Here is an 18772-nt window from a genome sequence, read left to right on the forward strand (position 1 = left end):
GAATTGAATATTATTACTTTAAGCGTTTTATCGCTTGCAATGTCGACTGATGCTTTTGCAGCTTCAATTACCAAAGGCAGTACGCTTAAAAATCCTCGCGTTCTAAGTGCAATCAAGCTGGGTTTATTGTTTGGCTGTATCGAAGCTATCGCACCGATTGTTGGCTGGCTAATTGGCAGTGCCGGTGCAGATTACGTTGAAGCCTTTGATCACTGGATTGCCTTTGTGTTGTTAGTGGGTTTGGGTATTCATATGTTGCTTGAGAGTCGTAAAGAAGATGACGACAATGAAGAAGAAGTTACACCGAATACTAAGCGCTCTTTCATTGCCACATTACTAACCGCTGTTGGCACCAGTATCGATGCCATGACAGTCGGTATTAGCCTTGCTTTCATGAAAGTGAACATTTACTTAGCAGCTGCCATGATAGGCCTAGCAACCACAATTATGGTTACCATCGGCGCACTACTTGGTAACGTAATGAGTGGCTGGGTTGGCAAAAAGGCCGAAGCAATCGGCGGTGTTGCACTCATCTTTATCGGCTGTGGCATCCTTTACAGCCACACCATGGCTTAACCTAATAGCTTATCAAACTCTTCTTTGGGCATGGGCTTATGAAAATAGTACCCTTGCCCAAGCTCGCAGCCTAAATCGATTAAACTATTTAAGTGCTGCTTTTCTTCAATACCTTCAGCCACAATTTGTAAATTCAAGGTATGCGCTAAACTGGTGATGGTTCTAACAATGTCCATACTTTGCGTATCAGTGAGCATATCTCTCACAAAAGATTGATCTATTTTGAGTACATCGACGGGGAAGAGTTTTAAATACGACAAACTTGAATAACCCGTACCAAAGTCATCTATGGCAATGGTTAACCCCAAGTCAGAGAGCTTATTAAGCATCATTTTTATTTCTTCAAAATCATGCATCAACGCACTTTCAGTTACTTCCAGCTCTAACAGTTGACTGGCAAGCCCCGCTTGTTCAATGGTATCAGCAACGAGATTACAAAAATTACCATCGGTAAACTGTTTTGCAGCAATATTTACGGCAACTTTTATATTATGGCCTTTATCAGCCCACTCTTTCGCGACGATACAGCTTTGCTTAAGCACTGACTTACCTAGCGCATGAATCAAGCCTGTTTCTTCAGCAAGGGGTATAAAATCCAGTGGTGAAATAAGTTTATTGTCGTTATCTCTTAGTCGCACTAAGGCTTCTACACCAATGATTTTCCGGGTTGCGAGCGCTAGTTTCGGCTGATAAAACACCTCAATCTTATCTTGCTCAATAGCATGTCTTAAGAGCTTTTCAACGCTTTGACGCTGCTTAAATTGATACTCTAAGTCATCGGAGTAATAGCAAAAACGGTTACGTCCCTGCTCTTTCGCACGATACATAGCGGCATCTGCATGAGTCATCATCTCTTCTGCTTGAGTAGAGTCCGCAGGGTTAACACTCACCCCCACACTGACCGATAAAATATACTCTTGGCTATCAATACGAAACGGCTCATTCATGGTGTTAATAATATCGCTGGCAATGGCATCTACCACAGAAGTACTCTGCACGTCAGGTAATAAAATCACAAATTCATCACCGCCAATTCGGGCTAATGTGGTATTTAAGTCGATGAGTGATTCAAGCCGTTTAGCCACATGCTTAATAATTAAATCGCCTTGATGATGGCCTAGGGTGTCGTTTAAATATTTAAAGTGGTCGATATCAATCAGCATTAAAGCCACTTTTTTCTTCATACTGCGAGCAACTTTACATGCATGGGTGACCCTATCATGCAATAACACCCGATTAGGCAAATCCGTTAGTAAATCATGATTTGCTAAATGACTCATTTTCACGGCCATCGCGATTGATTCACTGACATCATGAAACACGATAATACCGCCGATGATGTTTCCTTCAATATCCCGTATTGGCGCAGCTGAATCTTCGACTCTATAAACTCGTCCATCAAGCCCGGTTAATTGACTATTTAACGCCATCGCCACAATACGTTGCTCTTTTAAAGCAACAGAAATTGGATTGATAATTTTTTTGTTTGATGTGGCATCAGTGAGTTGCATTACCTCTTCAATATGGCGCCCTTTTGCTTCTTCAGCGTGCCAACCTGTTAATCGCTCAGCAATAGGGTTCATAAAGTTAATAATTGCATTATTATCCGTAGCTATTACGGCATCACCAATAGAATTAAGCATAACCCGTAAACGTTCAGATTCATTCGATAACAGTTTTTTTGTATGGGTAATTGAGGTGATGTCCGAAAGAGTAAGAATAACACCAGCAACATCTTGCTCTTTTATTCTTAAATTTATTTGCGCTCGAACATATTCAATTCTATTGCGAGGGCAGGGCAACTGAATATTTAAAACTTCTTGCTCAATTCCTTCAGTTAAGCATCGATGAAAAGCCTCATACAATTCATCTGGTAATACATCTTTAGCGAAACAACCTAACATTTGCTCGCTGCTTTTTGAAAACCAATGGGCGGTTTCATCATTACTAAAGAGGTTTTCCTCGGTATTTGACCAATAAGATATATACACTGGTACTTGCGCAACGAGTGTCGAAATATCATTTTTTGCAGCCAGTATTTGCGCCTCTTGGTGTTTAAGCTTTAACTGGTTTTGAACTCTTAGGCGACAAATGTTCAAATCAACGGGTTTATGGATCAAATCAATCCCGCCGCTTGCAAAACTCTGATATTCAAATATTTGCTCATTATGAGAGGTGACAAAAATCACATGACTTTGCGCAGTTTTAGGGTTGTTTTTAAGTTTTTTACACACCTCAAAGCCATTCATGCCAGGCATTTCAATGTCGAGCAAAATCACATCGGGCTGAAAGAAAGCGGCTTTTTCAATTGCTTGTGCACCATTATCGCAACAAACAATCTCACCAAGGTCGCTAAGCGACTCTGCCATAATCATCAAACTAGTCGGCTCATCATCAACAACAAGCACTTTGCTGTGTGAATGATCATGATGAGAAAAAAGCATATCCATCGCCTCTGGTAAATAGTACTTAAAAAACTCTAGTCCTATCTCAGCAGACACGCCAATATAAAAAATGATATTTTAATTCTTAAGTTGTAGAAAATCCCAGAATCCAGTCTATGCTTTATTCATCGCGTGGAGGGAATAGTTTGCAACCGGTAGCTAGTCGCACAGATTTAAAGCTAAATGATTCTGTTATTTTGATTGTTGATGATGAACCAATTAATACAACCGTAATAGAAAGTTTGCTCACGCCCTTCTATAAAACGCACACCACAGATTGCGGTGAAAACGTGCTGCACCTGTGCGAAACCCTAAAACCTGATTTAATACTGCTTGACGTGATGCTTGGCTCCATGAGCGGTCTAGATGTTTGCAAGCTATTAAAAAAACACTCCCAGTACAACGATATTCCGGTGATTTTTATCACCGCCATTATGGATCAAGATGACCAAAATAGGTGCTGGCAAGCAGGCGCCGTCGATTTTGTATCAAAACCGGTTTATGGCGTTACTTTGCTTAATCGCGTAAAAGCGCATTTGACCTTAAAAAAACAAGCCGATTTACTCAAAAGTCTTTGTGAGCACGACAGCCTAACAGGTTTAAACAATCGACGATTTTTACAAAACACCCTTGATCAAAACATTCGTTTAGCCGTCAGAAACGATAAAGCCCTTTCAGTATTAATGCTCGATATTGATTACTTTAAACAATACAACGACTCTTTTGGTCATCAACAAGGTGACGAATGCCTAAAACGTGTTGCTGATGAAATCAAAAAAAGTGTTAACCGCCCAACCGATACTACTATTCGTTATGGCGGTGAAGAATTTTTATGTGTATTGCCAGACACCGATATTCAAGGGGCACAATTTATTGCCCATAAGCTTTTGGCAAACATTCGTGAACTAAATATTGAACACCCACATGCAACCTCTGGAGTACTCTCTATTAGTATTGGTAGCGCAACATTTTCTGGGCATGAAGCCATCGACACTGACGAGCTAATTCGCTGTGCCGACAAAGCGCTCTATCAAGCCAAGCATCAAGGGAGAAACCGCTGTGTTTGCATACTTGCTGAACCCAGTTTTAGTTTTTAAGCTAAACCAAACCTTACTGCCGACTCACGTTTTCGGTATGGAGGGCTAAACCATGGATTACGAAGTATTACACCAGAAAAAAGCAACAACCTCTGAAGGACGCTTTTTAGTGCCATTAGCGATTGCTTTTATCGGCGCCATTATGTGCTCAGCAATCTTCTTTTTCGAGCTACAACTTCATAAAAATATTAATAACAGTGTTGCTGAACGACTGAGAGAATCAAGCGCTACCGTAGATGTGCAGATACATGAGAGTATTAACAAATACAAAAACGATTTACAGTTTTTATATTCCACCCCACCCATAGCAGGGCTTGCAAGAGCCGTCGCGAACAATGGTAATGATCCACTAGATAGCACCACCTCAAAGCAATGGAAAAAACGTTTAGAAACGATATTTGTCGCGTTTTTACAATCCAACGCTGAGTTCGAGCAATTACGTATCATCAGTACGCAACAAGCAGGACAAGAACTGATCAGAGTAGACAGAGCTGCCGGTGGCATAGTTGTAAAAGCCGATAATCAGTTACAAGATAAAAGTGGCCGTGACTATTATCAGCAAAGTTCGCAATTACCACAGGGTGATATGTATTTATCAGCAATAACACTCAACCGTGAATATGGAAAGCTCGACTATCCTTATAAACCTATGCTACGTATTGCCTTACCCATTTTTGATGAAAATATGCAGCGCTATGGGCTGATTATTGCAAACATTAACACCTCTCACCTATTTGCATCTCTTAATGCGATGGTACAAGCACCAAACTCATTGATCCTAACAGACAGCGAAGGCTACTTTTTAGTACACCCAAATGAAGACTTACGCTTTAGTCGCGACTTAGCGCCAAACAAACGTTGGGACTCAGTGTATAAATCTGAACCCGCCTATCTAGAAAATATACTCAGCATTAGCTCTAACCTTGCAAGCGAGCAACAATACGAAGCGTTAAGTAAACGCATCCCATTTACTGGGGATTTAGAAACCGGGTTTATAGATGCCCACATTATGCTTCCTCGCTCAGAAATTAATGCGATGGAACGCGAGCAAAGGATCAGCACCTATGTTTTTTTGCTGGGTGTTTCTGCTTTTTTAGTGTTTGTGCTTGGATTTTTGCATCGAAATTTAAAGCGTAACCGCGAGCTTGCCGAGGCAAGAGCGGTATCTTCAGCCATTATTAGCGGTTCAAAAGATGCCATTATTGCGGTCAGTGATATTGGTCTAGTGTCTAGTTGGAATAAAGCGGCCACTGAATTGTTTGGTTTTCAGAGGGAGCAAGTATTAGGGGCAGATATAAACAAGTTGAATCTATTTTCAAATATTAATATCAAAGAAATCTGCAGCTCCCTTAAAACCAATAGAAAACAACATGAAATTGAAGTCGACTATCAGTTAACCAATCAACTAACGACCCATTTAGCACTCGCTTTTTCAGCTATCTTTGATGATCATCATCAGCACAACGGCACAGCCATCCTCATTCGCGACACGACCGTTGAAAAGCAAGCGAGCGACAAAATTAAGCAAATAAATAACGAACTCGAAATTAAAGTTGCACAAAGAACTGCCCAGCTAGAAAAAGCCAGCCAAGTTAAGAGCGCTTTTATATCCAATATCAGCCATGAAATGCGTACTCCCTTAAACGGCATTATCGGCACACTCAATTTAATTAAACGAGAGTCATTAAGTAACCAACAGCAACATTATTTAGAAATGACCGAGGTAAGCGTTAATAGCTTAAATGTACTCATTAATGACATTCTTGATTTATCAAAAATTGAGGCTGGCAAACTCGACTTAGACCAAAAAGCCTTTAACCCCATCAAGTTTTTTGAGAGCTTAAGTGGCAGTATGGCTGTTAAAGCCCAAGAGAAAAACCTTGAATTTATTTTAGATATTGCCGATGTTGAGTACAGCTCGATTGTTACTGATCCTCATCGCTACTCACAAGTGCTTACCAATTTAATAAATAACGCGATCAAATTTACTAAAACGGGCTTTATAAAATTTACCGCCGCGAGTAAGCGACTTAGCGATGATAGCGTTGAGCTATGCTGCACAATTCAAGATACCGGCATTGGTATTGCGCCTGAAAATCAAAATAAATTGTTTAGTGCTTTTACCCAAGCCGATAACAGTGTGGCCGCACAATATGGGGGAACAGGGCTTGGTTTATCGATATGTAAGCAACTAGCTAGTTTACTGAATGGACACATATCCTTTGAATCAACCGAAGGTAAAGGCAGTACTTTCTCATTTACCATTCAATTAGACAGCCAAAATGTAGAAAAACGCCAACCAAGTAGCCGCTTAAAAGGCAATGTATTTGCGGTGTCTGTCAAACAACCTGAGCTTGAACGAAGCCTAACAAAACTCATCTCTCACTGCGGTGGACAGCTCACGAATGTTGACCTAGAAAGCTTTGAAATTAACGATAACATGCCCTTTGATACGCTGATTTTAGAGCCCGGCAACCCGTTACTCGCAAAACTTGATAGCTATAGTGAAAACACTTACGAGCATAATCTGCCCTTTAAGTTAGTGGTGCTTATAAACCCAACTGAGCCACCACCACAGGCTAAATACTGTGCCTTTACGCGGTTATCTAAACCTGTGCTTATCTCTGAGTTTTTACTCAAACTGGCTGATGAACGACTCATCCAAGAGCAACCAACTCAAGATACAATGCCAATGCGTCGCGAGACTGATTCGCACATTCACATTGATGTTGATATTGCAGGCGCAAAAGTGCTCATTGTTGATGATAACGATATTAATGCCGCAGTTGCCAAAGGCACATTAATGAACTTGGCACTGCGCTTTGAAATGGCATCAAATGGTAAGCAAGCCATTGAAATATTAGCAAATGCAGCAGATGATGACCCATTCAATTGTGTTTTGATGGATTGCCAAATGCCAATTTTAAATGGCTATGATGCAGCGGCACAAATACGTAAAGGGGCTGGTGGAGAGCACCATAGCGAGATCCCAATTATTGCCATGACAGCCAATGCCATGCTTGGCGAGCGTAAAAAGTGCTTAAACGCAGGTATGAACGACTACATCACAAAACCAATCAGTGCCGATAAGCTCATCACCACTACGGCGAAATGGGTTGCATCAACGTACCCTAAACATCATACCGTACCAAAAACGATTGCTGTGCCCGAAGTAAATCAATCGCCCGCTTTACAACAAGATGAATTAATCGATGAAGAAAAACAGCATTGGAACCGTGAAGCAGCCCTTGGTCGTTTGATGAATAATGAAGTGCTATTAAATAAAGTGAGTAAGATGTTTTTAGAAAGCTCACATAAAAAAATAACGCTACTAACACAAGCAATCAAAGACAAAGACTACCATGGGATTGCAACCACTAGCCATGCCCTAAAAGGGACCTGTGGCGATGTGGGCGCAGCCAAATTGCACCTGCACTTTACTGAACTAGAGGTGCTGGCCGCAAGTAAGGGCAATACGCTAAAAGATATTCAACTTAAGCTACTCGAAATCGAAAAAGACTACGAGATTTTGTTAGAAATTTTACAAAAGCATACCGTAGCCAGGGTCGGCTAATTTTATTAAGAGCAAATAAATGGGCTTTGAAAATCAAAGCCCATTTTTCATTAAAGCGCCGCATATTTGTCTTCTAATTTTCATAAACTGGGAGTATGTTTATACAAACCACTAAAGGAATGACGCTATGACCGCTAAAACGCTGATTTTCAACTTTGATGGCACAGGCAGCGAACCTCGTGATGCTGAACAATTCAGCGCTGCACACTTCAAAGAAGACGCCAGTATTTCTAATATTCTTAAACTTCATTTATTGTTTGGCGGCGCACTCAATAGCGAACCCGAAACACCATTTCCTACTCAACTTAGCTTTTATTATCAAGGCATAGGCACCCAAGGTAGCCGCTTTCGACGTTTATTCAATCAAGCCCTTGCACCAAGAGGTGATGATGTTGCCAGCATTTTAAATCGTGCTATGAGCGACTTTAAAAGCTACTACAATGTGGGTGATAAAATACTACTGACTGGTTTTAGCCGAGGAGCAGCTCTTGCAAGACGCTTTGCCAAATGTTTAGAGCCACTTATCAGTGATGATGTTTACTTATGTGTATTTGATACTGTTGCATCAATAGGCTTTTCGAAAGTAACTAAAGCAACCCGCGGTGCTGAGCACGTTATTTTTGAAAACTACACGCTAGCAAGCAATATAAAAGCAGCCCTTCATTGCGTCGCACTTGATGAAAAACGCCGTGCATTTGAACCCACACTTATTAATAGTGCACCACATGTACAAGAGATCTGGTTTGCGGGCGCTCATTCAGATGTGGGAGGCGGCTATTATCGTGATGGTTTAGCCGACATTTGCCTACGCTATGCGATTGAGTGGCTGATTGAACAAACCTTTGCATTAAACTTACTTACCAGTGCGGATATCAATTACAACACTCTGCTCCCAGAAGAACACCGTAACCTCATTGCTCAAGATGATGTAACTGTTACCCCAGATCCGCTGGCTCTTAGTCATCAGCAAAACTATTTTTGGTTTAACCCTTTGTTTAAACTGGTAGACCGCGAATGCTGTGTATTGGTTGATAACGAACAAAGCACACTCGCGCCAACTATTCACTACACAGTCGCAGAGCGTATTAATCGTTTAACAAGCTATCGCCCTGAGTCGTTAAAGAGCCTCCACTACGACGTACTTTATAATGACGAAACTAGCCTAAGCTTTAAAGGCTTAAGCCCGCATATTGCGCTTGATAAACAAAATATGACGGTGCTGAGCATAGACGAAAGTAAAGATGTGTTTGTATATGGCGCCGAAAAATACAACCACACAGGCTTGATGTTAGAACAAGGTGGTACTTACCGATTTACGCCTTATCCTGAGCAAACTTGGTATGACGATGGCATTAGTTGCGGCCCTGCTGGGTGGCACCGTGATAATATCCAACTTGGGGTGAAAGAAATACCGATGGCCGTGCTTGAACCGTTTAGACGTTTACCTCACGCACAATGGTTTGCGTTGATTGGCGCTATCGATAACAACGACGAGCATTTGTTTGAAATTGCTGAGGGTGCTGATATTCGTATTGCTAAATCAGGTGAGTTTTGCCCGTTTGCCAACGACCTAAACCGCTTTTATGGGGCGAATGCGGGGCGTATTAAACTGCGCGTGACTCGTTTAGGATAATTTAGTGTTTAGAATAGTTTAGTGCTTCACATAGCGAGCGATGATCTCAGTTATCGCTTGCTGGTTGTTTAAAATTGCTGAGTTAATAGCAGCTCTGTCCTCTTCTAAAAGAGTTGTTTCACTGAGCATAAAATAAACGCTGTCATTATTGACAATATACGGATGCAGCTCGATACCCTGCTGATTATTTTTTTGAATTAAATATAAACCAGCTAGTTCATCATCAACAAAAAAATCGACCCGCCTAGCAACTAGCATAGCGAGGCGCTGACGCAAAGATGACACAGTAACAAGCTGATCTTTGTATTTAGCGTCTTCTTTCAAATGGGTAAAATCAGAGCCAAAGTAACTACCGCTGTTAGTTAAAATAACTTGCTGGTGTTCAAGCAGCCCTTGTAAGTCTAAAGACTCTAAGCGGCCATGCGGGTACCAAAACAAGCGCATAACTTCATTACGGTAAGGCTCTGAAAAGAAACTAAAAGAGTCACGCTCTGTGCTATAGCTTGCCGCGGGTAGTAAATCAATTTTACCGTGCTTAAGCTCTGCAAAGCCGCGTTTAGATGAAGGCATAATAACGTATTTAGCGCAAAACCCTGCCTCTTTTAGCACTAAATTAACCACATCAATATCAATGCCGGTGAGCTTACCATTTTGCGTAAAAGTATAAGGTGCCCACTGCTGACTAATCCCCACTTTTAAGGTTTTATCGCAGCTAAAAGCCGAGTTACTTAATACAGCAGCAACAACAAGTAAAAACAGCGCTTTTAACCCCATTAATCCACCTTAGTTTAAATACTTACAAATCATATTATTCAAGTATGGTTGATAATACCTGAAAGACCAATGTGTGAAATGAGAAACGGAAAGTTAGCGAGCCTCTAGGGGAAAGAGTAAAGTTAAGAGATACGAGATTCGAGGTACGAGGTGTGAGTCTGTAGCAGCGATTTTACATCGCGTCCTAGAACCTAAATCCCAGCGCCTATATTTTCCCCCGTAGGCGTGAAACTTGTTCCGCGTGTCTGACCGCTGAAGGCTGAAAGCTTCTTTCCCCTTTCCCTCGCTAACTTTACTCTTTCTCACTTTCCCCCACAAAAAAAGCAGCCATACGGCTGCTTTGAAGGGAAATCACATTTTAATGATGGGCATTAAATGTGGTTATTACACTTAAAGTGCTTTCCATACATCCGCGACACCTGGCTCGTCTCCTTGAGTCCACCATTTCGCTTCGTATTTATTACCTTGGTAAGTAACTTGGTCGCCACCGTTATAGATACCCGCAGCTTGCCACACAACATCACCATTACCGTCGGTTGGTTGTGAACTTGCTTCCCATGGGCCGCCTAAATCAGGGCGTTCACCTTGTGTCCACCACTTAGCTGTGTACTCTACGCCGTTATAAATCACCGTATCACCACCAACATAGATAGCCGCTGCATCCCATGTGGTTTCACCATCTGGCGGAGTTGTTGTGCCAGAATCTGTCACGGTGACATTAAAGCTCACTGCAGTTGCTGTTTGACCATCGCTTACCGAAACCGATACAACATAACTAATATCTGCATCAACGCTGCCCGCTTGTAAACTCACATCAGCACCTGAACCCACTAACGTTAAGCCTGCTGGTACTGTCCAGCTGTATGAAAGTGCATCGCCATCTGCATCAGATGCCGAAACCGCTACAGCCACACTCGCCTCTTCAGCCACTGTTTTATCTGCAATTGCCGCAACCACTGGTGCTTGGTTCTCACCTGTTGTTGGTGCTACAACATTCACTGTAACGTTACGGCTTACACTTGCCTCACCATCGCTCACACTCACAGCAACCGTGTATTGCGTATCAGCAGTCACTGATGGTGCAGTAATAACAAGGGTATTTGAATTTTCGCCGGTTACTGTTAACGCGCTGTCAGCTGTCCAGCTAAAGCTTAGTGGATCGTTATCAGCATCAGTTGCCGATGCACTAACAGATACACTTTCGCCCGCATTCACAGATACGGTGGTTGATACAGATAGTACAGGCGCTCTATTGCTAGGCTCAGTGACTGTACCACCCAACCCCTCATGCATTGCATTAAGAATATCACCATTATCAGCATCAATTTCCCATGCAAATAAGCCACCTAAATTATGCTGATTGACATAATTACCTTTAGCAATAACTGATGCAGGGCTGTCATATGTAATGAGCTTGCCTGTTGAACGATTCCATACATACGCACCTTTTGCTTGCTGATCATACCCCACTTCAAAGCCATTAATTCCAGTACCTGAAGCACCGATCATATTGGCTTTAATGCCTTTATAATCAATAACACCATCTTCCCAAACGCCCTGCGCAGTGCTGCCTTTAAGTGGGCCGGTCCCTGTTGCTGTCATTGGATTTCCATCAATACTTGTGCCTGTTGGATAAACGCCTTCCCAACCACGACCATACATAGCGGTACCTACCACGATTTTCTTCGATGGTACGTTTTGCGCTAGCAATAACTGAACTGCATTGTCGGTTGTGTAAGCAGGGCCTTTATATGGAACACCTTCCTCATCAACACCTGTGCCATCGCATTGACCAACGCGGAAATGCGATGAACAATAAAGCGCTGTTTGGTGGCCCGTCACACCACTCCATGCACCATAAAAGTCATAAGTCATGGCAAAGATATAATCCATATACTGACTAGCAGCTTGATAATCAACATCTTCAATTTTGTCATAACCTGCACCAATCGCTGATGTTAACTCATACTCACGACCTGTCTCTGCTTCGAGTTTATCAAGCATCGCACGCAGCTCTTGCATCAGCGCTACGTATGCTGGGCCATCAGCAACTGGATCGCCTAGATTTGGATTAGCACCATCACCACCTGGGAACTCCCAGTCAATATCCACACCGTCGTAGAACTTCCACGTTCTTAAAAACTCTTCCATTGATGCCACAAACGTGTCGCGGTTTGCTTTATCGGTAAAGTAAGCAAATGGGTCTGATAAAGTCCAACCACCTACTGATGGTAAAATTTTCAGATCAGGATAGCGCTGCTTTAACGCCATTAACTGCGAATACGTACCACGAATTGGGTCATTACTATCAACACCTGGTAGCGCTTTTTGAATCGCGGCCCATGGGTCGTGGATCACCACTTCAAAATCTTGCGAGCCTGCACACGCCGTATTTAGCGCGTTTTTAGGACCGCCTGTTAATGAGTCATTAGGTCCACAAATTGGAATAAACCCATACAAAATATGACTGAGGTTTTGCGCTGGGATATTGGTTACATCATAGTCACGGCCATAAATACCCCACTCAACAAAGTAGGCACCGGTTACAAGACCGTCTTTGGTGCCAATATCTTGGTTGTTTGGATCATAATCCATCGGCAATGGCGCTAAGTGACCGCCATCTGTATCGGCAATAACAATTGGCTTACCTTCACTGCGAGCACAAGTGGTACCGCCTTCACATAGTTCTACATATAATGTGTGACGACCTGCTTTATCATACGGGAAGCTAATAACACCACTTTTAGTGCCTGCTGCCAGCGAGCCTTCATTAACCAACATATCATCGAAGTACACTTTATAGCTGTCGCCACCATCACCACTCCATGCGTTCCATTCAATGCTGATAGTGACTTCATCAACGCGGTTCACCAAGCTCTTATATGAACCTGTGCCTTCAAGATCGACCTCAACAAATGAGTACTCTTGTGGTTCCCAAATAATGGTCGGTGTTGATGGTGCTGCATTCGTTGCACTTGCAAAGAGTGCAACACCAATGGCTGCGCTTAATTGTTTTATATTCATGATTCTCTCTTATCTGTTTTTATATAGCGTTACGCTGTTATTGATAAAGTTTGAACTACAAAACTTTAGATTTCTGTCCATACTTGGCTGGCACCCGGTACATCTCCTTGGGTCCACCACTGCGCTCGATAGCGCTGTCCTTGATAGGTTACTTCGTCGCCGCCTTGATAGGCTTTGCCGCTGTTCCACTCGATTGATGCACTGCCAGATTCAAGCTGCCATGCATCACTACTGTCTGGTTGTGCGCCTTGGTTCCACCATTTCGCGCTGTAGATTCCACCGTTGAAATTCACTTTATCGCCCGTGTTGTATTGGCTTGCGCTATTCCAAGCAGGCACGCTCGGATCAACAGGATCAGGGTCGACAACAGTGCTATTAAGCACAGTCACGGTAAAACTTACTTGGCTTGTGAGCTCGTCATCTGACACCGATACACTTACGGTGTAACTTGTATCAGCATCTACAGCGGGGGCGTTTAGCGTGATGTTGGCATCGCCACCCGTAAAGCTCAGTGGTGCCGGTACATCCCAGCTATAAGTTAAGGTGCTTTGCTGATCATCAAAGGCGTGCAGGTGTATCGCGGTGCTGCTCCCTTCTTCAACTTGAAGGTCATCTGGTTGATGAATTATCGGCGCGGTATTGTCAGGAGCCGCTTGTATGCTTAGTGCAAAGCTGTAGTTTGCATTCGTTGTAAAGACTTGATTAATCAATAAATCAGACGCATCAAAGGCAATATCTCCAGTGCTATTTTGCACGCCAATATTAACTAAGTGCGCGTAATTAAGGTTTAACAGCGCTGCAAATTCAGCCTGCCAATTAGCTTGATTATCAGCTGTGATCTGCATTTGTTGAGTAAGTAACTCTTGGCCATTTTCATCAAATAACCGAGCTGACACACTACCGCCAACCTCAGCATCTTGCCCTTGACGAACAAAGTAGCTGATTGCTGTCCAATCGCTTGGCTCTGTTGGGGTCGCATCGCTGACAATATTAATATCGCTACAGTTGTAGAAGCCTTCGCCACCGGCATCATCTCGTTGCCAACGCGTATATAATATGGCATCGCCACTGCGCCCTTGTGGAATCGACACGCTCATTTCATAGTAACGGTCGTTGTTAGCATCAATGCTAAAATCAAGATTGCCGTACTCTTCAACAAGCTCTAGATCATCCCAAGTAAGCACTTGAGTCGCACTATCAAAGCCCGGTTTTGTTAAGTAAAACTGCCAAAAACTCGGGTTATGCGGCGTACTCGCTAAAAAGCGCACTAAAATATCGCCATTTGCATTGGGAATAACCTCACTGCGTTGCCAATGCGCTGAAGGTAAATCCATACCGCGTTTTTCTGGGTCACCTGCGGCACATAATCGGCCATCAGGTACACTTTGTTTTACTGCTTCAATGTCAGTGTAGTTAACCGTATTAGCCGAGTATTCAATATCTTGCACAAACTGCACATGCCCTGCTTCAACAAACAGCGCGCGACAAGCAAGGTTAGGGATCCCCGTGCCATCAGCAGGCCACCAGTACCCGCCATCAGCATTACAAAATGCTTGGCGTGCCTTTGGGCTTTCTAAGAATCCGTGGGCATTCACATGGCTTGATGCACAGGCAAGCAGCATGCTGGTTGCCACTGCCGATAAAGACAATGCCTTTGATTTCATTACTTTCATTGTTGTTCTCGCTGTAGAAATGCGGAGCAAAGTCCTTGCTCCGCTTAGTTGGTTAAAGCGTGCAACTCACCGTCCAGTCAGCAGATGTGCCTGGCTCTGTGCTCGTCCACCACTTTGCTTCGTAAATCACGTTGTTGTGATTCATTAGGTCGCCGCCAACAGCATGACTTGGATTACCAGCCCAATCAGTTTGCGGCCAATTTGGATACACAGGGATGCTTGCTACATCAACACCATTACAGCTTCCCTCGCCACCCGTATCACCATCGGTGTCACCGCCAGTATCATCACTGCCGGCAGTGCCATCTGGTAGCATTGGGTATTCGTATTTGAAGGCGTAGGTTTTGCCATTTTTCTCAATCGTGAAGTTAGTTGGCCCCGTAATTGGCATGTAGTACATAACTTGTGCCTCAACGGTTTCACCTGTGTTAAATGACTTTTCGATACCGCCCCACTCATTCACTAAGGTGATTGAAAAACGATGGAACTCATTTTCAAAGCCACCGATATTATCGCCAGCCGCATTAGAGCCATTCGCTTCTACAGCCATGCCGAGTTTCTCTTGTGCATTCCAATTCGATTTGAAAATTGCAGAGGTAGAAACGGGCACATCAAAGCTGATTTTCGCGCCGCTTAAGTCGATATCTGAGTTATTAGTGAATGCGAATGTAGGTGAAATTGGGTAGTTATCATCACCAATTGGGAAGTCTTTCACTGTAAAGCTTACGTCAACCGCTTCGCTTGGCAGGGTGAAATCAACATTGCCTTGATGAGTGTTGTAAGCAACACCACTTTGGTTAAATTTATCGTAAGCAAGTGTGGTTAAGCTTGAGCCCATGAAGTACTCACCTTTCGCTGAGTCATAATCATAGTCACCGGCAAGCTCCCAGAACATGATGCCACCAAGGCCATTGTTGATAACATAATCAACTTTGGTTGCCATTGATTGCTCATCTTCAATTGATAAGAAAACCTTTTTCTCTGCATTCCAAAGCCATGGAGCAACCGCAACATCATCGTAAAAACGTGTATAAGTGCCGGTTAATACATCGTCTGCATCGGTTTCTGGCGTTAGGCCATAGATTTCGAGGTAAGAAGGGTTAATACCATTTTCGAGATTTTTCGCATGCCATAGTGGGTTCGAACCTGCTGGCATTTCTTCACCAACATCGTTCTTATCGTGCCATAGGTTATCTATGCCCAGTGCACCATTACCGCATTGGTTTTTCTCACCAACGCCGGTCCCTTTAGCACATTTTGATTGATCTGGCAGCGCCGCTTGGCCCCATAAACCATTAGTACCACCCGACACATCTTTAAAGCCACGGGTGTAATATGGAATACCAATATTGATTCGACCTGCAGAGACCGCGCCGCGGAAGTAACGCACAGCCCAATCCGTATTTAAGTAGCCAATTCCTTCAAACTCAGCGGTGGTATAAACGCCCCATTGCGCTAATTCAGAATCAAGACCGGTATCAAACAAGGCTGCGTTGTGCCCTACATGTGAATTCCATGCACCATGTAAGTCATAAGACATAATGTTAACGTAATCGAGATACTTCACGCTTTGGAATGTTTCCATACCACGTAATAAGTAACCCGAAGATGGCGAAGCAATCGTTAGCAAGTAATGCTTTCCAGCCTTTTCACCTGCAATATCAAGTTCTTCACGTAGTTTTTGCATCAATACACGATACGAGGCATTAAGACCTGCTCGGCGTGCATTAGAGATAGGAAAATCATCAGGGTGGCCCGAGTCATTCATTGATGATGGGTATTCGTAATCAATATCGACACCATCAAAACCGTAGGTTTCAATAAATTCAACGGCACTTTTCGCAAAAGCATCAATCCCCGCTTGGTTCACTGAGCCATCGGCATTGGTTGTCATCGTGTAGAAACCACCGCTGTTTACGCGAGTACCGTCTTCACCAAAATAACCACCGGTTTCAGCCCAGCCACCTACAGAGATTAAAGTTTTTACATCTGGGTGTTGTTTTTTGAATTTATTGAGTAAGTTAAAGTGACCTGTGTAACTAAAGCTTGGATCCATTTCAGCGCCTGTTACGCCCGGCCAAGTCATGTTTGTCGCTGGGTTGCCAGCGGCATTTGGATCACCAATCGAGACCTTGTTATTGCCATCAACATGCGCAAAGGCATAGTTAATATGGGTGATCTTATCCCAAGGAATATCATTCACTAAGTAGCTTGGCTGACCATTGGCACCATTTCGCCAACTCGTAAAATAACCTATAACTCGGCGTGGATGATCAGCGCCCATTTTCTCGCGGCCATTTGTATCATACACGCTACAGTATGGGGTATTCACACCCGGTGTTTGGTATAAGCCTTGTGGTTTACAATCGCTACCAGGTTCTGTTGCTTCAACAACATTAACAACTTTGCTTTGTGTATCCGTCGCGCCTTCGTTATCGGTCACCGTTAAGGTAAATGAAAATTGCCCAAGTGCTGGAGCCTGCCACGTATAACTTGAAGAAGCAGCACTTGCTTGATGAACTTCAGTGCTGTTTTCAGTTAGCGATAACGCAGTCACTTGGCCATCGCTATCAGTGCCAGAAAGCGCAAACAACACACTGTCACCCACCGTTACTTGTGATGGCAGTGAGCTAAATTCAATGCTTGCCACTGGCGCTTGGTTAACCGGCTCAACGTCATCAGACACACTCACTGAATGTGCAACCGCTGTAGAGGTTAGCCCTAAATCATCCGTTGCGACCGCACTGATCACATGGCTGCCTTGGGTTGCTTGCCAGCTCGCTGAGTAAGGTGCGCTTGTCACTACACTCAGCGATGTACCATCAACAAAAAACTCTACACTTGCCACGCTACCATCAGGATCAGCAGCGACCGCATTAATGACAACGCTGTCACTTGCAGTAAATAAAGAACCCTCTGCGGGTGTTAAGCTGCTAATTTGAGGCGCTTGATTTTCATTGACAACGCTGTCACAAACACCCAATAAACGCCACTCTTGATCGACACCAGAAGTCTCCACAGGGTTGGTTTGCGTCCACCACTTAGCTTCATAAGCGCTACCTTGTGCCTGAACCTGATCACCACCAACATGTGTTTGCCCTTGTTGCCACACTTCTAAGTTGCTGCAATCAATCGCAGCCTGTGCTGTAAAGCCGTATAAACCTAGTGACAGCGCACTCAGTTTAAAGGCATTTTTTATTAATTTATGCGAGCTCATTCGCTCCCTCCGCCCAAAGTTTTAATAACATTTATTTTACAAATCCAACTTTAAAGTAACACAAAGCGCTATTACGTCAAGCTTGCATTTACCTTTAAAGGGTAAAATAAACACACTTTTTGATGCGAGGTTCAGTTAAAACCACTAAAAAAGAATTAATTATTTTTATCAAAAAGCAAAAACGAGGATGATTCTACCGAGTGAAAATGAACATAAAATTAACAATAATTTAACCACGAAAAGCGCGGCACTCCTGATTTGTATAAAAAACAAGCTGCACTTGTGTGAGAGTAGGCGATAATAATTGTCGTATCGATTATGGGTATATAACGAATAAATTAGTTTTCAGGTAAAAATTTCTATAAAAATTGAGTGAAAATTATTCTTAACACGAATTTTAGTCATAAAAAAAGCAAACACTCAGTGTTTGCTTTTCACAAAAATCCTATTTGATCACAACTTAATTAAGCAGCGATTAAATAGGACTCTCGTCCTGCATGTTTAGCCTTACGTTGATATGCACCTTTACCTTTTTTAGGTTTCTCTACTTTTGCTGTGAACAGCTTAGATGTCACCATTGCGGCGTACGCATTATCGTTAATGACACCGCGACCAGTATCAACTTGGCCTTGTGTGCGTTGTTTCTTTTTGCTCATTTTTTGCTCCTATTAAACGTGTTGCGAGTATATACCTAGCCTAGCGCTACGCAAGCGATTTTTAAGAAAAAAACGATGATTTCCCCACTTATTTTGTCTTAAGT

10 protein-coding genes are annotated in these 18772 nt (G+C 43.0%); 4 read left to right on the plus strand and 6 right to left on the minus strand.

What is annotated here, in order from left to right; genetic code table 11:
• Positions 1-3 precede the first annotated feature (3 nt).
• On the plus strand, positions 4-576 hold the full coding sequence (locus tag P4S60_RS20845) for a manganese efflux pump MntP (RefSeq protein WP_337117436.1): 573 nt from the start codon (positions 4-6) through the stop codon (positions 574-576).
• Here the strand turns inward: P4S60_RS20845 and P4S60_RS20850 are convergent.
• Positions 573-3020: an EAL domain-containing protein gene (locus P4S60_RS20850; RefSeq protein WP_337117437.1), complete on the minus strand. Its 2448-nt coding sequence runs from the start codon at positions 3018-3020 to the stop codon at positions 573-575. The two genes, P4S60_RS20845 and P4S60_RS20850, sit on opposite strands and share 4 nt — an antisense overlap.
• A 146-nt stretch (positions 3021-3166) precedes the next feature.
• Here P4S60_RS20850 and P4S60_RS20855 point away from each other — a divergent pair, with 146 nt between their 5' ends.
• The 3 genes from P4S60_RS20855 to P4S60_RS20865 all read left to right on the plus strand — a co-directional run bounded on the left by P4S60_RS20855 (position 3167) and on the right by P4S60_RS20865 (position 9324).
• Positions 3167-4117, plus strand: coding sequence for a GGDEF domain-containing response regulator (locus P4S60_RS20855; protein WP_337117438.1), 951 nt, complete (start codon positions 3167-3169; stop codon positions 4115-4117).
• 52 nt (positions 4118-4169) lie between these two features.
• Positions 4170-7691 carry an ATP-binding protein gene (locus P4S60_RS20860; protein WP_337117439.1) on the plus strand — a complete coding sequence of 1174 codons (3522 nt, stop codon included), beginning with the start codon at positions 4170-4172 and terminating at the stop codon, positions 7689-7691.
• Between the two features lie 127 nt (positions 7692-7818).
• Positions 7819-9324: a DUF2235 domain-containing protein gene (locus tag P4S60_RS20865; RefSeq protein ID WP_337117440.1), complete on the plus strand. Its 1506-nt coding sequence runs from the start codon at positions 7819-7821 to the stop codon at positions 9322-9324.
• A gap of 18 nt (positions 9325-9342) precedes the next feature.
• On the opposite strand, the gene P4S60_RS20870 is transcribed toward P4S60_RS20865, so the two are convergent.
• The 5 genes from P4S60_RS20870 to arfA all read right to left on the minus strand — a co-directional run bounded on the left by P4S60_RS20870 (position 9343) and on the right by arfA (position 18668).
• Positions 9343-10098 (minus strand): substrate-binding periplasmic protein, encoded by a 756-nt coding sequence (locus P4S60_RS20870; protein ID WP_337117441.1) that lies wholly within the window; start codon positions 10096-10098, stop codon positions 9343-9345.
• Positions 10099-10488: 390 nt separating this feature from the next.
• Positions 10489-13122 (minus strand): glycosyl hydrolase family 18 protein, encoded by a 2634-nt coding sequence (locus tag P4S60_RS20875; RefSeq protein WP_337117442.1) that lies wholly within the window; start codon positions 13120-13122, stop codon positions 10489-10491.
• 65 nt (positions 13123-13187) lie between these two features.
• Positions 13188-14795, minus strand: coding sequence for a lytic polysaccharide monooxygenase (locus P4S60_RS20880; protein WP_337117443.1), 1608 nt, complete (start codon positions 14793-14795; stop codon positions 13188-13190).
• Between the two features lie 52 nt (positions 14796-14847).
• Complete coding sequence (locus P4S60_RS20885) at positions 14848-18012, minus strand: glycosyl hydrolase family 18 protein (protein ID WP_337117444.1); 3165 nt, start codon at positions 18010-18012, stop codon at positions 14848-14850.
• A 464-nt stretch (positions 18013-18476) separates the two neighbouring features.
• Positions 18477-18668 (minus strand): ribosome alternative rescue factor ArfA, encoded by a 192-nt coding sequence (gene arfA / locus P4S60_RS20890; RefSeq protein WP_337117445.1) that lies wholly within the window; start codon positions 18666-18668, stop codon positions 18477-18479.
• Between the last annotated feature and the right edge of the window lie 104 nt (positions 18669-18772).

The organism is Pseudoalteromonas sp. Hal040, from assembly GCF_037162425.1.
GTDB classification, from domain to species: Bacteria; Pseudomonadota; Gammaproteobacteria; order Enterobacterales; family Alteromonadaceae; genus Pseudoalteromonas; species Pseudoalteromonas gelatinilytica.